The 19,206-nt window shown below is 46.0% G+C and carries 18 protein-coding genes; 3 read left to right on the top strand and 15 right to left on the bottom strand.

Translation table 11 applies throughout. The features are described from left to right. Positions 1–1,106: 1,106 nt before the first annotated feature. The 5 genes from LN995_RS20650 to LN995_RS21950 all read right to left on the bottom strand — a co-directional run bounded on the left by LN995_RS20650 (position 1,107) and on the right by LN995_RS21950 (position 4,793). The gene (locus LN995_RS20650; RefSeq protein ID WP_229962992.1) at positions 1,107–1,691 is read right to left on the bottom strand and encodes a TetR/AcrR family transcriptional regulator; all 585 of its coding nucleotides are present in this window, start codon (positions 1,689–1,691) and stop codon (positions 1,107–1,109) included. 248 nt (positions 1,692–1,939) lie between these two features. Next, positions 1,940–2,074: a hypothetical protein gene (locus LN995_RS21945; protein WP_262910548.1), complete on the bottom strand. Its 135-nt coding sequence runs from the start codon at positions 2,072–2,074 to the stop codon at positions 1,940–1,942. Positions 2,075–2,094: 20 nt separating this feature from the next. After that, entirely contained in the window at positions 2,095–3,195 is a 1,101-nt protein-coding gene (locus tag LN995_RS20655; protein WP_229962993.1) for an alkene reductase, read from the bottom strand. A 473-nt stretch (positions 3,196–3,668) separates the two neighbouring features. Then, positions 3,669–4,409 carry an SDR family oxidoreductase gene (locus LN995_RS20660; protein WP_229962994.1) on the bottom strand — a complete coding sequence of 247 codons (741 nt, stop codon included), beginning with the start codon at positions 4,407–4,409 and terminating at the stop codon, positions 3,669–3,671. Between the two features lie 261 nt (positions 4,410–4,670). Further along, complete coding sequence (locus LN995_RS21950; protein WP_255710123.1) at positions 4,671–4,793, bottom strand: hypothetical protein; 123 nt, start codon at positions 4,791–4,793, stop codon at positions 4,671–4,673. Positions 4,794–5,232: 439 nt separating this feature from the next. Here LN995_RS21950 and LN995_RS20665 point away from each other — a divergent pair, with 439 nt between their 5' ends. The 3 genes from LN995_RS20665 (at position 5,233) to LN995_RS20675 (ending at position 7,418) form a co-directional block, all read left to right on the top strand. Then, positions 5,233–5,772: a Crp/Fnr family transcriptional regulator gene (locus LN995_RS20665; RefSeq protein WP_229962995.1), complete on the top strand. Its 540-nt coding sequence runs from the start codon at positions 5,233–5,235 to the stop codon at positions 5,770–5,772. Next, the gene (locus LN995_RS20670) at positions 5,753–6,502 is read left to right on the top strand and encodes a CatA-like O-acetyltransferase (protein WP_229962996.1); all 750 of its coding nucleotides are present in this window, start codon (positions 5,753–5,755) and stop codon (positions 6,500–6,502) included. The genes LN995_RS20665 and LN995_RS20670 overlap by 20 nt, the downstream gene beginning before the upstream one ends. A 142-nt stretch (positions 6,503–6,644) precedes the next feature. Next, positions 6,645–7,418, top strand: coding sequence for an AMP nucleosidase (locus LN995_RS20675; protein ID WP_229962997.1), 774 nt, complete (start codon positions 6,645–6,647; stop codon positions 7,416–7,418). A gap of 270 nt (positions 7,419–7,688) precedes the next feature. Here the strand turns inward: LN995_RS20675 and LN995_RS20680 are convergent, their stop codons facing one another. The 10 genes from LN995_RS20680 to LN995_RS20725 form a co-directional block, all read right to left on the bottom strand. Next, positions 7,689–8,069 carry a helix-turn-helix domain-containing protein gene (locus LN995_RS20680; protein WP_229962998.1) on the bottom strand — a complete coding sequence of 127 codons (381 nt, stop codon included), beginning with the start codon at positions 8,067–8,069 and terminating at the stop codon, positions 7,689–7,691. Positions 8,070–8,113: 44 nt separating this feature from the next. Next, the gene (locus LN995_RS20685) at positions 8,114–8,407 is read right to left on the bottom strand and encodes a type II toxin-antitoxin system HigB family toxin (protein WP_229962999.1); all 294 of its coding nucleotides are present in this window, start codon (positions 8,405–8,407) and stop codon (positions 8,114–8,116) included. A gap of 227 nt (positions 8,408–8,634) precedes the next feature. Then, a complete protein-coding gene (locus tag LN995_RS20690) occupies positions 8,635–9,789 on the bottom strand; it encodes a metallophosphoesterase (RefSeq protein WP_229963000.1) in 1,155 nt (384 codons plus the stop codon). An 86-nt stretch (positions 9,790–9,875) separates the two neighbouring features. Next, positions 9,876–10,814: an endonuclease/exonuclease/phosphatase family protein gene (locus LN995_RS20695; RefSeq protein ID WP_229963001.1), complete on the bottom strand. Its 939-nt coding sequence runs from the start codon at positions 10,812–10,814 to the stop codon at positions 9,876–9,878. Positions 10,815–10,887: 73 nt separating this feature from the next. Continuing rightward, positions 10,888–12,000, bottom strand: a complete 1,113-nt coding sequence (locus LN995_RS20700; RefSeq protein WP_317206986.1) for a metallophosphoesterase — start codon at positions 11,998–12,000, stop codon at positions 10,888–10,890. 12 nt (positions 12,001–12,012) lie between these two features. Beyond that, entirely contained in the window at positions 12,013–13,644 is a 1,632-nt protein-coding gene (locus LN995_RS20705) for a RagB/SusD family nutrient uptake outer membrane protein (protein WP_229963003.1), read from the bottom strand. Positions 13,645–13,717: 73 nt separating this feature from the next. Continuing rightward, positions 13,718–17,089, bottom strand: a complete 3,372-nt coding sequence (locus LN995_RS20710) for a SusC/RagA family TonB-linked outer membrane protein (protein WP_229963004.1) — start codon at positions 17,087–17,089, stop codon at positions 13,718–13,720. Between the two features lie 93 nt (positions 17,090–17,182). Continuing rightward, the gene (locus LN995_RS20715) at positions 17,183–18,148 is read right to left on the bottom strand and encodes a FecR family protein (RefSeq protein WP_229963005.1); all 966 of its coding nucleotides are present in this window, start codon (positions 18,146–18,148) and stop codon (positions 17,183–17,185) included. A 58-nt stretch (positions 18,149–18,206) separates the two neighbouring features. Beyond that, positions 18,207–18,833, bottom strand: a complete 627-nt coding sequence (locus LN995_RS20720; protein WP_229963006.1) for an RNA polymerase sigma factor — start codon at positions 18,831–18,833, stop codon at positions 18,207–18,209. A 236-nt stretch (positions 18,834–19,069) separates the two neighbouring features. Continuing rightward, on the bottom strand, positions 19,070–19,206 hold a 137-nt coding region (locus tag LN995_RS20725), incomplete at its 5' end, for an IS3 family transposase (protein WP_229963007.1).

The following is a 19,206-nucleotide window of genomic DNA, read 5'->3' on the forward strand; positions in this document are numbered from 1 at the left end:
TTATCGGCCGACGATATAACCGCTAGTTTCTGTATCAGAAACCCACATTTTCCGGGACACTGGGACAGCAGTGGGACAGTTCATCAGGCAGGAGCAACATTTAGCAACAGACGGCCCCTGCCTGTATCACTTCATCGCTTTTCTTGGATCAGTAGCCTGCTAGGACAGCTATAAAAGAGAAAGCTTCCTCAAAACTACAACTCCACATTACTTCACACCAGCAAAAACAGCTATTGTGGCTGTGTTTTATGCTGTCCAGCATCAATGGGACAGCATAAAACTGAAATCAACGCCCGGTAATACAGTATTGCTACCTGTTTTACTTAGTTTCAGCCTATATCAGCTGATGTTCCAAACTTGTATCGGGAAAACGGGGGTTTCAAGAGACAAGAGCAACAACAGATTTTGCGGACAGATAACCTATTTCATCTATAATAAGCCCGACCTAAGCCTTGTTGGCTAGACAAGAACCTGAGACTGTCCTTTATTGCCTATGAAGTAAATTCCCAGCTATGATTATCACCAAATAGCCACGTTCGTTTCTTGAGATTGGAAATTTAAGGGGGATTCGCTGATTATGCTTTTACAATTAAAGTGTTTTCGCTATTCCAGTTTAGCTGTGCCAACACCAGTTGGGAGGCTAAACAATAAAGCCCTTATGTATCGTAGGCCGCAAGTCTAAAAGATACACAGCCTAATACTCATAAAATCATCGGCTATCTTCTAACGGTTTATTGCCCCGCCTAGCACAGCTACCCATTAGGTGTATTCCGTACATCTTACGCCTTCGTGGAGAAGCTTTTTGCTTACTTTCAGAGAAAGTTTTACGCGCGAACATTCCTTCAGGCCTTAATCTTCTCCCTGGCGTCCTCCAGTGAAAAAACCAGTTCACGTTAAGGCAAACTTCTCCCACCGAAATACCAGTTTGTGACTGCTTGATGGAGAAGAGGATCTGCGCCTCGGTGAACTTTTAATTTTTTTATGGCAATTCGTTTTATTTTAGCACGGAAAATTGCCCGTGTTATCTACCTTACAACAATTCGGTCTTTCAGGGGAGAGGGTAAAGATCACAGTTGATGTCAATACTTATAGGAATTGTTACAGACTCAATTTTTTAACGCAAGCAAACAAACATTTACAACATCGTCAAACCTCTTTTCACTTGAGTCAAATTTTACGGTGACACGCAAACCGTTCAATGAATTAGAAACGAACCTCGCTAAGGAAAGTGCTGACTGTTTAGTGGTGAATTTGCCTTGTTTCTGACCTTTCTCTATCGCCTTGCTAATCGCATCTTCAAAATCACTCATGATCGAGGCAGTGATGGCGGCCACCTCGGGATCGATGAGAGCCAACTCAACGGCTGAATTCACCATAAAGCACCCCCTTGAGCAGCAATCATTTAAAGCGTCGGTTTTGATCGCCTCAAAGACACTCCTGATATACCCTTCAACATCCTCTGTGATGTTCGCCTCTTTAAGCACAGGATCGATTCGTTGTCTACGGTACTGCGTAAGCGCTTTCACGAAAAGTGAGTGTTTGTCACCAAAAGTACCGTACATACTTGAACGGCTTATTTCTAAGGCGTCTACTAAGTCTTGTGCAGAGGTAGCATGATAGCCCTTTAGCCAAAACAAATCCATTGCTTTGTCTAAAATATGCTTTTCATCAAATAATTTAGTTCGTGCCATACTAGAGCTTTGTCATGCCGTTACAATGTGCTTTACAAAGATACTCAACGGGACTGACGTTACATGTTTAAGTTAACGTATTTGACTTTGAATGGGTCGTGCATCACCCATGACCTTCGCACCGGAAGATGCTTTATCAACTGCTTGTAAATTCACTGACATAAGAAAAAACCATGTGTTTCAATAAGTTCTTTATGGCTTGTGTAACATGTTAAGAATTCTACACTACTTTATGAATAATGGAGGAATTATACTGCCGGTTTCAGGATGGTATCGCGCATACTATAACCTATTTCTTTAATGCTTACCTGGTCTGGTGCAGACTTGGAAGCTTTGTATCCTGCTATGAAAAGAGGCTGCCCTTGGCGGACAGCCTCTTCCAATATTAACAGGGTCTCCAGAATTAGCCTGCGATGACTTCTTTAAGAAAAGGATAGTCCGTATAGCCCTTTTCTCCAGGAGTGTAGAAGGTACTGGTGTCTGGTTCGTTTAGAGGAGCATCCATTTCCATACGCTCGACTAGGTCCGGATTAGCAATGAATGGGCGCCCGAAGGCCACCAGTTCCCCTTTGCCAGCCTCCAGGTCAGCCTCAGCGCGTTTTTTGCTATAACCTCCGCTTAAGATATAAGCCCCCTTAAAGTTATCACGGATTTTCTGCTTTACAGAATCCGTTACAGCGGGTGCGCCCATTGAGCTGTGATCAACCACATGGATATAAGCTATACCTAATTCACTAAGTTTTTCTGCAAGGTATGCATATGTATCCTCCAGCCCCTCATAATCATGGCCTTCTGCCATGCCAAAGACGTTATAAGGTGAAAGCCTTACGCCTACTTTGTCTTTTCCGATAGCCTCTGCTGTTTCTTTGGCAACCTCCAGAAGAAAACGGGAACGGTTTTCAACGCTGCCGCCATAACCATCTGCACGGTCATTCACATTGGCATTGATAAACTGTTCTATGAGGTAGCCGTTGGCACCGTGTATTTCCACCCCGTCAAAACCGGCTTGCATAGCATAGAGAGCGGCCTGTACAAACTCCCTGCGGGCTTTCATTATGTCCTCTTGTGTCATCTGTTTGGGAGGAGTATGAGAAACCATACCCAACTTGTCCGTAAAGATTTCCCCTGAATTAGCTTTGGACGAAGGGGAAACGGTGACTGCACCTTCCGGCAAGTTGATTTCAGAGGAAGACCGGCCACTATGCATTAGTTGGACAAAGATATGAGAGCCTCTGTCATGTACAGCTTTGGTGATTAACTTCCATCCTTCTACCTGTTTTGAATTAAAGATACCGGGCATGCGGGTATATCCTAAACCGTTAGGTGACGGAGATGTGCCTTCTGTAATGATAAGGCCTGCAGCAGAGCGCTGCCCATAATATTTGGCCATCAATTTATTAGGGATGTTTTCCTCTGCTCTAGAACGGGCCATAGGAGACATGACCACTCTGTTTTTCAGAACAGTGTTGCCAAGTTTGAATGTTGAAAAAAGTGTTTTGTTCATCTTTAGTGTTTTAGCGGAGCCTATTGATTATTTAAAAATATTCTTAATTTGGAACAATCGTTCCACAAACATACAAATAAAAGAACGATCATTCCAAATTGCCGCTAATTATATTTAAGCTCCTCAAACTAATGCAATACCCATGTTAAATAAGTCACAAAAGCAAACTACTATAGTGAAGTTCATGGTCAGTTGGGACACGTATCCGAAACCGCGCCGCACTTGCCATAACTAAACTGTATTATTAGGCTGGCTCCCATGAACAGGAGACGGCCTTTGATATTTACACTTGTTATACCTGAATCTCATAAAACCCTCGAATTTCGGGATTCTGGCAACGCCAGGTCGCTTTTTAGACGAGGTTTCCTGAAGATGCCTGTAAAGAGCATGTGAAAACTCTACCCTTTGCGCCGGCAAAAAAGAGTTTTCACATGCTCTCTATTGCTACTCTTAAAGAATAGCAGCCAGGGCTTTTAGAATTCCTGCACTGTTGGACGTATCACGATTTCGTTAATATCTACATCATAGGGTTGCTCTATGGCAAATGCAATGGCTCTGGCTACAGAAGAAGATGGTATAGCTTGTTTATAGAATTCTGAAACGCCTTTCGCACTTTCTTCATGGGTACTACCATGTTTTAACTCGGATTCTACAGCACCCGGTTCTATTATTGTCGTTCGTATAGTTGCCCCGACTTCATGTCGCAAGCCATCAGAGATGGCTCTTACAGCATACTTGGTCCCACTATAAACAGTGCCTCCTGGACTAAATACCTTTATCCCTGCTACAGAAGACAGGTTGATGAAGTGGCCTGATTCCTGTTTTTGAAAAACAGGCAATGCGGCAGCAATGCCGTAAAGCACTCCCTTGATGTTGATGTCTATCATCCTGTCCCACTCTTCCACCTTGGTTTCTACCATCGGGGCAATAGCCATCAGGCCAGCGTTATTGATCATAACATCCAGGCGCCCGAAAGCTCCAACAGCTTTATCCACCAGCGCTTTTACTTCTTCAGGTTTTGTGACATCTGTTTTCAGCACTTCTACTTTACCGCCCTCTGCACGAATTTCAGATGCAATTTTTTCCATACTTTCCAGCCTGCGAGCCCCCAGCACAACAGAAGCCCCTTTACTTGCCAAATGACGTGCGGTAGCTTCTCCTAAGCCGCTACTGGCCCCTGTGATTACCACTACTTTACCTTTGATATTATCCATTTATGTTGTATTAAGTAAGTTTCACAGGTCTTTTATGTTTATCAAACCTGTTTCCTGAAACATTTTTACGATTTCGCTAGAGGGAGGTTTTACAGGTGATAAAGCCTTAGGAGATGTGGTAACCAAATATCAATGCTGTGTTCCTACGGTTATTTCGGGAGGAAAAGCATTATCAATCTCTTCTACTTCTGACTTGCTTAATTCTATTTCAACAGCCTTCACATTTTCTTCCAGCTATTTTCTGCGTTTTGAACCAGATCTTCATCTTTTGCCAGTATCCAGGCCAGTGTCAGTTGCGCTAACGCCTTTGCCTGATGCCAGGCTGTTCAGTCTGTCAAGGATGTCTGAGTTCTTCTGAAAAATTTTGCCTATAAAATTCTTCATCGACCACACAATGGCTTTCGGTTTTTTCTACTCTTCTTTCTCTTTCTTCTTCTGGAAAACCAAGTAACTGTGCTAACGGATATACTATGTTGTAAGCTCAATATAAAATGATCTGAGGACAATTCCCGCACACCAGAATCGCCCCTCCTGTTGGCAGGAAAGGACGTTTTTGCCATAACATCTGTTATGATAAGCAACAGCAGCTTCAAGCTTTGTTCATTCAGGTGTTATATTTAACATATAAGGCGTTATAGGTGAAACTTGCAACAGAGGCTGGAATAGAGCGCTACTTTTAATGGTTTGAAGGAACATGATTTGATTCGAACAGGCGAGAAGGCTTTAAGCATTTTTCCTTCCAATGTCTAATAGTACACCTCTCGGACAATTGTCCTTTTATAGCAGGTATGGGATGCCCTATCTTTGTGTTATGCAAAGGCACATGTTAACCGAATACAGGGCAGAGGTGATGCGCTTCATAGACACCCATCAGCATCTGCTGGAGAAATACGGCATAAGCTTTGTGCAGTACGGGCCACACCAGAAGCTGTTGCAACAGGCCGCTGCGCCATGCAGCGTTTTCATTCTTTCCTCTGGCCTAGTTAAAGTGGTGCGCACCACTTCTCTGGGGCAGGCATTCACGCTGGGTGTTTTCGATAGGGGTGAGGTGCTCGGAGATGTGGAAGCCATTATGAGCATGCCATACTTTGGCACCGTGGAGACTGTCACTGACTGCACATTCTGGGAGGTTGCGCCAGAGCAGTTCCTGAAAATGCTCGCGCAGGAGCCAGACCTCAACCTGCTAATACACCGGGCCATGATCTCAAGGCTGCTGAACACCTCCGAAAAAGCGGCCATTCAGGGTACTAACAAGCTATTCTACTCTTTGCTGATTGTGCTTCGCGAGTTCTCCAGGCTAAACGACATCAACCTGACACTGCTGCAGCAAAAGATACATGCATATGAAAACAGTATACAGTAAAGCGCCTTTCAAAACAAAGGGGTGGGAGCGCGAGGAGCACTTTCACTTCTTCAGATCCTTCACCCAGCCGTTCTTCAATGTGCACACGCAGATAGACATTACCAAGCTGTACCACCACGCTAAGTGGGAGTGTCTGCCGGTGTCCCTTGCCTATCTGCATGCAGCCGCAGAGGGTGTTCGCGCCACCGAGAACTTTCTGCTAAGGCTGGAGGGTGACGAGGTGGTAAAGTATGAGGCGGTGGACATTTCCACTACAGTGCTGAAGGACAATAAAACCGTATCGTTCGTGCACCTGCCGCACCACCCTGACCTGCATACCTTCTGCCAGAGTTCATCTGAGATTATAGCGGAGGTAAAAAAGAGCAACAAGCTGTTCTGCGGGTACAGCGGCCCTGATTTGATACATGCCACTGCGTTGCCATGGTTTGACTTCAAGGGTATGGAGCATGCGCACAAAGACGACCCAGGCGATGCCATCCCTAGGCTGGCCTTTGGCAGGCTGGAGTGGAAAGGCAAGCAGGCCATGCTTCCCGTGAGTGTGCGGGTGCACCACGCCCTAGCTGACGGTTACCACATTCACCTGTTCCTGGAGAACATGAAGAGAGGTATGAATGCTGCAGCAGGCTCTATTCAAGCCCTTCCCCTGCAAAAGACAGCGAAAGCGACGCCACGTAAAACTTATGTGCAGTACCTGATTAACCAGGTAATCAGCGGCGTTCATGCTTCCTGAAGGTAGAAGAGTCTCCTGGAGAGGTAATACTGTTTCTGGTATAATGACGACCAGGAAGGAAGCACCCTCACATGTTCTTCCGCTGCTGGCAGAACAAATTGCGCTGCAGGGTGTAAAATATCAAACATCAAAATAACTGTGAATGAAGACGAAAGAAGAAATCGTGCAGAACTGGCTCCCGCGCTACACGGGCGTGCCGCTGGATGAGTTTGGGGAGTACATCCTGCTCACCAATTTCATAAACTATGTCAAGATGTTTGCCGACAGGTTTGGCGTGGAGGTAAGAGGACTGGACAAACCAATGCAAACAGCCACGGCTAGCAATATCACCATCGTCAACTTTGGAATGGGTAGCGCCATGGCAGCAACCGTCATGGACCTGCTGTCAGCCGTTAAGCCGAGAGCCGCTCTGTTCCTGGGCAAATGCGGGGGGCTGAAGAAGAAGTCGCAGCTAGGTGATCTGATACTGCCAATCGCTGCCATCCGGGGCGAGGGGACCTCCAACGACTACCTGCCAGAGGAGATCCCCGCATTGCCATCGTTCCGTTTGCAGCGCGCCGTGTCCTCCATGATAAAGAAGCACGAGATGGACTACTGGACCGGGACGGTGTACACCACCAACCGTCGCGTCTGGGAGCACGACGAGGAGTTTAAAGAGTACCTGCGCCAGATACGTGCCATCGGGATTGACATGGAAACCGCCACCATCTTTACCGTAGGTTTCATCAATGAAATACCGCACGGTGCTTTACTGCTAGTATCGGACAACCCCATGATTCCAGAAGGGGTAAAAACCTCTGAAAGCGATAAGCTGGTAACCACCAGTTACGTGGATAAACACCTGAGCATCGGCATTGACTCACTACTGGAGCTTATCAACTCAGGTGAGTCAGTGAAGCACCTGCGCTTCGATTAGAAGAACCTGTGACATAACTGAAGACTTACGCTGCCTTGCTCTTTTATTGCTCTAAACATCATCTGGCTGATTGACTCCAAACAAAAGAGGCTGCTCGTGTCGAGCAGCCTCTTTTGTTTATGAAAACCTCATGCTTTTATACACAAATAGATTATAAAGAGATAGAAAAGCGGCAGACTTTAAGGCTGTATAACACTTCTTATGTTAAATGGAGAGGCTTTCTAAGAAGCCTATAGTTCCAAATAGAAGTCAAAACAGTAAAGCTACCTGCTATCCGGTGGCTTTACTGTTTAAATTAGGCTCTGCAATGAGCACCTCCAACGGGAAGCGAAGTCCCCGGTGCAGGTTCCGGATCATCTCCAGGGAAAGAGAGCGTTTTCGGCTGAGCACCTTAGATACATTACCCTTATTGCCCATATAAGGCACTAGGTCCTCCTGCTTCAGCCCCAGCTCCTCCATGCGGATCTTGATATACTCAATCGGATCCGGTTCTTCTATAGGATAGTGCTCCTCCTCGTATTTGTTGACGAGCATAGCCAGAATCTCCAGCTCGTCCGCCTCTGGGGTACCAGGGCCCGCCTCCCACAGCTTCCGTATTCTTTGGAGTGCAGCTTGGTAGTCGGCTTCGGTGTGAATTAATCTAATATCCATGGTTGAGGTGCCTTAAGTGATACTGGTAATAGGTGATTTCCCTCTCAGAGGTCCTTTATCTTGATTTTATCGTACTCGGCATGCGTGCCGATCCACAGCACAAACACTCGCTTTGTTTTGAATCCCACCAAGGCCACAAGCCTGTAATCATTAGCCTTGATGTTGAAGACGGCTTTACCATCTACGACCATTTCAGCGCTTGGAAAGTCGAGCCGCATGTCATTGACGCTTCCCCACTCGGCCTTCTTGGTAGTCTTGAACCATGCTGTCAGATAGGGTTTGGCGGATGCATGCTTTTCATAGTACTCCCTGATGGACTTGTAGCTGATGATGTGCATGGTGTTAGGATGTTTACGGCAAAGGTAATGCTTTGTTGTCATAAAGACAACTATATTAAACTCTGCCTCCCTATTATAGGTAAGGAGCTATACCCAATAAAGCTGCTACTTTACATAAAAACAACTTATCGGTCTGTAAACATGAAAGCTCCCCATATAGGAGAGTCTTCTTGTTTATCTTGTACTCAATAATTTATAAAAACTATCAGTCCACACCAAAGTGTACTTTAGTCGTACAGCGGCATGGTAAACTCGCTGTCACCGTCTTTTTCAAACAGGATAGCCCCGCCTGAACGTGGGGCGAACGTGCGAACGCTTAATGTCTGCTGTGTTTTATTGAAAGTCATCAAACGCATCAGCCCATTACCAGCATTCCTGGCGCTCCCATCGTACGGATAGCTCTCCCTTGACTGATAGTCGGCCAAGTACGATTTTATAACATGTCCATTATTAACATCCCTTCTGAAGCCTTCCCCTGAAATATGCCCGCCTAACATTAAAAAAACATTATCATGATGCTTCATTCTGTCGTAGATAACATCGCCTTGATTGGTAAAGTCGCTGGCAATAAGGTTATCACCTTCTCCTGCCTTTATATTACTGTTACTGCCAGAAGGTATATCTAAAAGGCTGTGGCTTACAATGATTGCTTTGCGGCTAGCATAGGTATTAAGAACCTCGTCAGCCCAGTTCATTACTGCGTTTTCAATAGAGGAACTATATTTTTCGTGGCCTGGAGAATTAAACTCCAGGTATAAGACTATAAAATCTTCCCCATTGGCTGAGAATAGATCATAGTGGTTGTCACTATTGTTAGAGCTTCCATAAGCACCGCCATACCACGGTTTCGTCTCCATGTGTTTCCTTCCAAAATATACGCCATACCCGCTGTTTGTGCCCGGTGAGCCTGGGTTGCCATAAGGGGTCTGATCATGGTTTCCCACAGCTATCCCATACGGAATATTATCCTCCTCCAGCTTATACATTTCGGTCTTGGCCCTTTCCCACTCGATAGCGTTATCGTCATCTCCGTGGTCTACAACGTCCCCCAAGTGCACCACATACACTATGTTTTCAGCACGCTTGTTATCTCTGACCCATTGGATCTGCTGCTCAAACATTTCCATGGTTCCGCCATGCTTCAGGGAAGTGTAGTACTGCGTATCAGGCAGAATAGCGATAGAAAACGCCTCATCCTCACCTGCTTGTGAAGCCTTCTCTTGGGGCACAGCTATAGACTCAGTATCTTTTTTACATCCAGTCAGGACGGCTAACACCAGTGCTGTTGTGATAGCTTTTTTCAGTAAAACAGCTGAGTTAGAGTTGCTACAGACTTTACTGACTATAAAATTAATGCTTTCAGTTAAGGCGACTGTTTTCATACGTTATAAGTTGATGTGAACTTTACTAAAATTTAGGATATTTCAAGACCGATTGGAAAATGTGCTATAGAAGGAAAGGAAAACTGCTAAATCTCTACATCTGCTGATAGAAAGTAGTGGTCGCTCGGGTAGACCCCGTTCATATGATCCCGCAGAATTTCCGATTTGAGCGGTTTCACCTTGCCATGAGAAAAAATAAAGTCTATCTTCCTGCCTTTGTCTTTCTTTTCGTATCGATCTCCCTTGAATTGATGCACCGTATAGCCTGGCTCTGCTTCACCGTGAACAGAAGTATAAGTATCTATCCAACCAGCCGATCTGACATTAGCGTACACAACATCTCCCGCATTTGAGTTTAAATCCCCCGACAAAATCTGTGGATAATCCGTGGGGTACTGCCTGGCTTCCTCTAGAACCATCTTAATTTGCCCCTCCTTTGCTGGCTGGCTTTTGTGGTCCAGGTGCAGGTTTACTACGCGGAAATCCTTGCTAGACTTTCTGTCACGTAAGCGCACCCAGTTTGCTTGCCTTGCCCTGGCTGTATTCCAGGACTTGCTACCAGCTACCAAGGGTGTTTCCGACAGCCAGAAGCCACCCGCACCAAGCAGTTCATATCTCTTCTTTGAGAAGAAAATCGGGTTCTTGGCTATGCCATGGTAGCCTTCTTTGAAAGCGTCCATTTCAGGCCCCTCAAAACCAAAGGAAAAGTAATCGGGGAATGCCTTCTTCAGGTCATCGTTTTGTACCCTCAGCACTTCCTGCAGACAGAGAATATCAGGTTTATGATTATGGATGATGCGGACACAGACGTCCTTGCGCTGACTCCAGCCGAATCCTTTCGCCTCATCCTCGGGCAAAGCAACCCGGATGTTACAGCACAGCACCCTGTGTGTCTCCTTAGCTTCTGTAAGGTTGCTTCCTTCTGATGCATATAAGGCATTAGGAACCAAAGGTACACAAGCCAACAGGCTGATTCCCTTAACAAAAGACCTTCTTGATGTTTGCGATGTAGATAATGCGATCATTAGCTTATTGTTGCGTGTTGAGTATCATTGAAGCCTAAAAGCCTCTTTTCATATATTATGCCTTGCTTTCACTTCAATCAAGCTGAAAAGTAAACTCATCGTACGACTCCCGCCTCCAGGCCAAATGCTGCGTGGTGGGAGAAAGGGCAAAAAAAGGAGAGAAGGTTTTTACTTTCACAGTTTTACCGTCGGGTAAGAACTCCAGTATGCGCAGCCATCCGTCGCCACCGCTTCCGTAATGCCCCCCTCCCATAGCCTGCGCATTAAACGTCATCTGGTGCACTTTCTTCCCGGCAGCATTCAGGTCCGTACGGTAGGCAACGTGTTTTCTGGCGTTATCCTTTGCCCCTATATGCCCGGAGATAACGAGCTGTATGTTATGTGAGCCCCTGACTAGTTTCTCCCATATGGCCAGGCCTGCGTTTGCATCTTCAAGATCGTAGGATAAAGCTTTGACATGCTCATTTTTATAGTTTAAGTAAGCATGCGTTAGCAGTACCACCGTATGATTCTTGTATTTGTCCTTTGTTACCACTCCCTTAGCCCAAGACAGAACAGTGTCTCTGGGGGCAAACTCCAGGGAAAGGAACAGAAACATTTTCCCGCTAGCAGAACGCCACTCATAGGCTGCGTTTTCTAAACTGCTTTCGCCGTAAACGTTGGTGGTTACCTCCCTAAGCAGCTTTTGGCTCTCTCGGTTCTTCTCCGCAGGAAAGTAGCTTGGAAAATGGGTAGTTTTAGGTTTATGCGTGTAGCTGAAAATATTATAATCATGATTTCCCGTAGCCGTTACATACGGTAACACCCCATCCAGTTTTCCGAACGCCCGAGACACAGCCTCCCATTGCTGCCTGCCTGTCTGGTTCATTTTTATCCCGTCAGGGTTGATAATGTCGTCATGCTCCACCAGATCTCCGGTGCACATTACCATCTCAATATTCAGGCTGTCCTTTTGCATGAGAACCCAGTTCATCATCACATCCAGTATGGCCTGGTTCCTCCGGAACTTCACATAGTTTTGCAAGTCTGGTAAGACTATGAATGAGAATGACGCATGGCTTTCCAACGAGGGGCTTTCAAAGGATTTATTGCGTTGTGCAAAACCTGAAAGTGAGACCAGTAAGATACAGACAAGGCACCAAAGTCTATACTTTAAAATTCGGCTGAACATTTTTAGAAGTAACATTGACTTTCACCCTTAGTAATTGGGGTTTTGCGTCAGGTTCTTGTTGATCATTATTTCTTTGGAAGGGATAGGGAACAAGTATTGCCTGTCCTTGTCAAAGTTACGTTCAACCAACTGCTTTATTACGCCCTCACTGTACATGGAGGAGAAATCGACCAGCCAGTCCTCATCGATTTCAGGAACACCCGGGAAGAACCACAGTTCCTTGTCAATAACCTTCTCTTTTAAATCATTCGGATCCAAAAGCCCATAGATGGGCCGTGTCAGCGCTTTCTCAGCCAGGCGCCATCTCAACAAGTCATCAAACCTTCTGTTTTCCCACGCAAACTCTATTCGCCTTTCATTTCTTAGCTCTTTTCTCAGCTGAACTTGATCGGTTGCGGCAATGGCTGGAAAAGCAGACACGTCACTCACACCCACTCCGTAAGCCCTGGCTCTTACAGAGTTGATCGCCTCCAGGACAGAGGCATCTATTTCCCCTAGCTCTATCTTGGCTTCTGCATACATCAACAACACATCGGCGTATCTCATAATCCTGATGTCGAAGTCTGTTTCATTATCGTCAGTCCAATCCTCATCCACCCCTTTCTTTAAAGTCAGCCCGTTGTACGATGCGTAAGTGTCCACGCTCCTGGTGTCTTTGTTATTCACCTTCTTACCTGTTGAGACGTTAAGGACTTTCGTTGTATAAGGGTTCGGATCGTATATGAACCCCAGATGCTCTGTCCCAAACTCGACAAAAGTCATTTTACAGCGCGGGTCACGGTTATCAAAAGGGTTACACGGGTCGAAAAGCGGCGACTCGTCGATAGGAAGGCCGTCCGTGCAAGGGTACGCGCAAAAAAGGTCCCAGGAAGGTTGGGCTACCGAACTTCCGCCTGCTGTACGGGTATAGAAGTTTTTAGCAGTCCAGGAAGAGCCTAACTCGAATGATCTGGGAAGCGCGAAGATCGTTTCTGCTGAGTTTCTTGTTCTTGAATAGAAATATTCCTCGTAGTCGGGGTGAAGCGAATAAACGTCCAAATCCATACAGGCCTTGGCAGCGTCTCTTGCCACAGCCCAGTCAGACATGTTCAAAGCCGTTCTTGCTTTGAATGCCAAAGCTGCACCCTTAGTAGCCCTGTTTAACTCATTGCTGCCATAGCTTACGGGCAGACTTTCGATCGCGGCATCAAAGTCTTTATATACATTCTCCAGTATGATATTCTTATCCGTACGACCTAAATCAAAAGCCTCATCAATGCTAAGGTAGCCCGTGTAGTAAGGCACATCTCCGTAGTAAAAGATTAACCTGGCGTAAAAAACAGCCCTCATAAAGTGAGCCTCACCCGCCAGCTGCTTTACCTTGGCCTCAGATACTCTTCCCTGTGCGTTATCCAAACTGTTCAAGATGGTGTTGGCCCTTGTTATACCTTTATAGGTGTTTAGCCACAGATCCTCTGATCTTGACCACTCACTGTTTATAGACCCTGCCGCAAAGGCATCTATTGCCTGGCGTTGAGTCCAGTTGTCACTCATTCGCTCTGTTGTATAGTTGGTCTCAAAATCCCATAGATACGTTCTGTATAGATCGTTTAAGGCTAGGGATATTTCTGTCTCGTCTGAGTACCAGTTCTCTGAGGAACCCTCTGACAAGGGGTTCATATCTAACTTTTCACATCCAAACAAAAATGGAAGGAAAACAAGGATGGCTATTATTCTCTTCATCTGATTTTATTTAAAACTTTACAGACAGTCCAAAATTGAAGGTTTTGCTTATGTAGGTATTGTAAGACACCTCTGGGTCCCATCCTTCAGGATATTTATCGACTGAAAACAGATCCGTTGCTGAGGCATAGATCCTTACCTGGTCCATCTTCACTTTTGAAGTCAACACGCGGGGCAGTGTGTAACCCAGCACGATGTTCTTAAGGCGGAAATAAGCTCCGTTTATCATCCAGTAGTCTGACATGACATAGTTATTATTCTCTGCACCTGTGTAAGACAGCCTCGGATATTTGGCGTTAAGGTTTTCTTCTTCGGTGTTATAGAGGCTCCAGTAGTTTCCATCTATTATTAAAGGCGGATTGGTCCATGCTGAAAAGAATGGTTTCACCATCTGTTCTGTGAGCCTGCTGTTTTGCTTACCCACACCCTGGAAGGCCAGGGTCAGGTCAAAGCCTTTGTAGTCGAGGTTAATGTTGCCGCCATACAGATACCGGGGCAGCGAACCTCCCAGTAAGACCCTGTCATAATCCGGTGTTATCTTTCCATCAGGAATACCCTCAGGGCCGCTAATGTCTTTGTACTTTATATCTCCAGGCCTAACAGAGGAATACAGTTTTGCAGAGTTGTTGACTTCGTCCTCTGTCTGATAAAGGCCGTCAGACAGATACCCGTACCACTCGTTGTACTCGCTTCCCTCTTTGGTGATCTGTGAACCATCAAAAACAATACCGCCCAGGTTACCCATTTTGGATCTGGAGTCTGAAAGGTTTAGGGAAACTGAATAGCCCAGCTGTCCTATGTTATCCCGCCACATTAGCTCCGCATCCCATCCGTTGGTGTACATCTTTCCTGTATTTTGCTGTGGGTTCTCAAAGCCCATATAATCCGGTATCTCCAACTCAAGCAACATGTCCCTGGTCTTCTTGCGGTAGTAGTCACCTGTAAACATTAGCCTGTTCCCGAAGAAATATGCGTCAACGCCAAAGTCCACCGTCTCTGTTGTTTCCCAGGATATATCATGAATGGCATAATAATACTGTGCTGCCGTTGTTGCGGAAACCACGTTGCTGCCCTGGTAGAACAAAGCATTTGAATACCCTATGGATGCCTGGTACGGATAGTTGCCTATACGCTCGTTACCTAACTGCCCCCATGACGCTCTCAGCTTTAGGTGCGAAAGTGCAGAATTTTGAGGCATAAACGGCTCTTCTGAGACAACCCACCCGGCAGAAACGGAAGGGAAAGAACCCCAGCGGTAATCAGGGTGAAGGCGAGACGATCCGTCGTACCTTATGTTAGCCTGTAGAAGATATTTATTTTTATAATCATACATCAATCTACCGAAAAAAGAACGGTAGGCTGTCTCCCAGGCGCTTCCCGAGTTATTCATGTAATCCAGAGGGCCTAAGTCCAGATAAGGGAAGTTTGACAAGGTATAGTTTTCTGCCTGGGCGTTCAGAGACTCGCCAAAAGCATAGTAATCTTCGTAACCGCCCAGCAGGTTAAAGCTGTGCCCCTGAAAACCTTTCTTATAGTTAGCCAGAAACTGTTTTGTGAATGTCTTCCCGTCGTTTCTGCTTTCATAGAGCGAAGTAGTCGTGTACCCCGATATGTAACCGAGTAACTGCGTAGGGTTCTCGTCTGAATAATACGGAATTTGTTTCCTGAACTCTTTTCCTTTTGTGCCATGAAAATAAGGAGAAACCACGCCTGTGAAGGACAGGCTTTCGATCGGCTGGTACTTCAAGGAAATTCTTCCGTTGATCCTGTTTGTCCACGAATTATCAAAACCGCCGTTATGTAGCGCAGCATAAGCATTGCTGCCGTTTTGCCCCTCTGCTATTCTTCCGTCATCCCATAAGGCGGGAAAAACGGCGGGGTAACGCTGGGCATCCCAGATGGGGTTTACCGTGGGCGCTTTATTTGCAGTATAGTTAAAAGCAAAATCTACGTTAGCCGAGAGTTGATCTGAAATTTCAATGCTGTTGTTTACCCTCGACATCACTCTTTCAAATGACTTATGATCGTACAGCGCGTCCACATGCTCATAGTTCAGCGACGCATGTGTTTTGACTTTACCAGAGCCCCCCGAAAACGAGAGATAGTGACTGGTACGGGGCGCATAGTCCTTCACAATCATTCCCAGCCAGTCGGTTATAGGGTACTGGTTAGGGTTGTCTTTGTTATAGGCGGCCCAATTTTCAACGTCATCTTTCGAATAAAGCCCGTATTCCCCTCCTGCGTTGTTACCTGCGTCGTTCCAGGTGAATTCATTTATCATCTCCAGGTACCTTTGCGCTCCGACTGTCTCAGGGAAAGCAGTAGGTTTATCAAACCCAACGTTAACCCTGTACTCCAGGCTGGTTTCGTTGGATTTGGCGCGTTTTGTAGTGATGAGAATGACGCCGGCAGCAGCCCTGGCACCATAGATAGAGGCTGAGGCAGCATCTTTCAATACCGATATGTCTTCGATATCGGCGGCGTTTACATCGTTCATACTACTGACCGGAACGCCGTCAACAACAACCAAAGGGTTACTGTCTCCTATTGTCGTGATACCTCTTACCCTTACACTTGCAGTCGCTCCCGGTTCACTGTTTGACCTGGTTACCATGACGCCTGGCATTGTTCCTTGCAGGGCCTGCGAAAGCTGTGTGGTGTTACGTTTAGCAGCAACCTCTCCTTCCAGGGTTGCTATGGAGCCGGTTATGTCTTTTTTCCTGGCAACACCGTATCCAATAACCACAACTTCCTCTAAGCCAGATTCCTCAACTTCCATCACAACATTAACTGTACTAAGGTTACCCACCGTAACCTCCTGGCTCTTCATCCCCAGATACGAAAAAACCAGAATAGCCTCATTATCAGGTACAGTAAGAGAAAAATTACCGTCAACATCTGTGGGCACTCCCCTTGTAGTACCTTTCAGCATCACGGTCACGCCTGGCAGTCCCTCTCCATTTTCATCGGTTACTCTGCCGGTGATTGTCTTTTCCTGCTGCGCTTTTGCCCGCTCTTTTGCAGGAGTCTTAGCTGTATGCACAACAATGGTATTAGACAGTATAATGAACTCCAAGTGAACATTATCACTCAAAAACCTCAGCACATCGTTTAGCGGGGCACCCTTGAACTTTATCTCGATGATTTTGACATCCTCAAGAGCCGCTTTGTCGTAAGTGAAGGAAACTGCGGTTTGCCTGTTAAGCTCTTTTATGACGGTTTCCGTCGAGGCGTTTCTATAATCTAGGCTTACCTTTTGCTGCAGGTCATGTGCCTGTGCATGTAATACCGCCACTGAACCGAGAAGCACGGTTAGGAGCAACAGAAATTTTAACGCTGCCTGTAAAGCTGCATATTTGATTGAAATGTATACTTTTGTCATACCGTTTTATAATGAAGGATAAGTGATAAAACCTGCCAGGGTCTTATTTTCTTTTGAATTCATTTCAGGCATCGTTGCAACCGATGCCTTTTTTTATTCATTGCCTGTTATAACCAGTGTACCTCCTTCCTTTTTTAGTTTCATGTTATGTAGTAGTAGTATGGCCTTTAAAGCCTGCTCGGCTTCATCATTTCCGTACTCTCCTGTTACACGTTTTCCTTCCAGCGTAAGAGTTGGGTCTATCTGTATGTTCAGCTGATGTAGATGATGAAACCGGTGTATAGCGTCCTGAAGCGACACATCATTGAAGATAATTTTATGCTGAAGCCAGCCAGCGATCTGCTGCTCGGCAATCGGCAACACTCTCCCCACCCGCTCAGCTCGGTCATAAACCAGCATCTGCCCAGGACTCAAGCCGTACTGAAGTCTGTTGTCACCCTCCACCTTTACCTTTCCGCGCAGCAGCGCCACTCGCACCTGCTCCTCACCCTCATAAGACTCCACGTTGAAGGCAGTGCCCAACACACGCGTGCTCGTATTGTTAGCGTTCACTATAAACGGCCGCCGGCTGTCCTTCTTCACGTCGAAGAAAGCCTCACCAATCAATCTCACTTTTCTCTCTTCCTTATTGTAATCCTCATCCAGCTCAAGTGTGGAGTATCGGTTTAGCATAACCACGGTACCGTCCGGAAGGGTTACCTTCTGCATAGCGTTTCCGTCCGCCGCTATAAGGGTGGTGGCAGGTGAGTCGGAACTTGTATAGTAACGGTAGCCCAGGAAAGCGCTTAACAGTAACAGAATGGAGGCGGCCACAGCACGAAGCCACGTGGGGAATGGGTTTAGCTTTCTGAATGGTGTCGCTTCAGGGCGGATACGGGCATGAATACGTTGCCTCATCCTTAGTCTCACTTCCTCATCGGAGAAATGATGTAAAGCTTGCTGCTCGCTTACATTAAGCTGACGGAGCCATTTTTGCAGAAGCTTTGCCTCTTCCTGGGTGGCCTCTCCTTGCAAGTACTTTTCCAGCAGGAGGCTTAGTTGTTCTTTTTCGGGTTGCATACACTAGGTAGTGTCATGCGCAACAGAAAAGTACTAGGTGCTTTGTGTTAACTTTATGTTACTTATTAAGAAGAAGGATAATGAGCATACCCAGCGGCAGATCGATTGCATGTTCGCTGACTGCTTTCCTCAGGCGCTGCATGGCATTGCCTGCCTGGTTTTTTACTGTCTGGGGAGATAGGTTAAGGGCATCCGCCACTTCTGCCACTGACCGTTCACCACTACGTGTCATCTGGAAAACCTGCCGCATTTTCTCTGGCATTTCCTCTATCGCCTGGTTGATAATTTCCTGTAACTGCTCATAGGCCAACTCCGCCTCATAAGGCGAGACAGGATCAACATCATATGCTGCCTCGTCGCTTTGCTGCAAGAACAACTGAAAGTTTCGGATATGTTTATCCTGCAGTCCTTTTGTACGAAAATAATGGAATGTTTTATAGTAGAGGCAGGAAAAAAGATAAGAGGCTAAGGAGGCTGTGATGCTTACACTTGCACGCTTATTCCAGAACTCAACAAAGAGATCCTGTACCAAGTCCATGGCATCCTCTTCACAACCGGTTTTATTTGAAGCTGTTACGTATAGCCTTTTCCAATACCTGCTATATAGCTCGTCGAAAGCCTCACAGTTATCCTGCTGGATTAACTGCAAAAGCTCCTGATCGTCTGTATGTTCTAATCTAATCATCTTACCCAAAATTAAAGGTCTAACTGAGCCATCACAACTGAGAGGGTATTATCAAATTATTAAATTGACTTCCTTTAGTCGGATTGAAAGCAAAACAGTGCAAGCAAATACAGTATACAGGCTTCTTAAGAAGAAATCTGTGTCACTCTAGCTTGTTTTAGTTTAGAGGCTGATAGCTTATCTATGACAGGGCAGTTAAGAAAACATGGACTTGCAATGTTTTACTGGAGACTTTTTCAGGCAGCCACAGCTTGGTTGTACAGCAGGTTTTCATACTGGCAGGGAGTCAGGTAGCCAAGGGCTGAGTGTCTTCTTTTCCGGTTGTAGAAACTCTCGATATACTCAAATACAGCCAGCCGGACCTGCTGCCTGG

The organism is Pontibacter silvestris (assembly GCF_020907275.1).
Classification (GTDB): domain Bacteria; phylum Bacteroidota; class Bacteroidia; order Cytophagales; family Hymenobacteraceae; genus Pontibacter; species Pontibacter silvestris.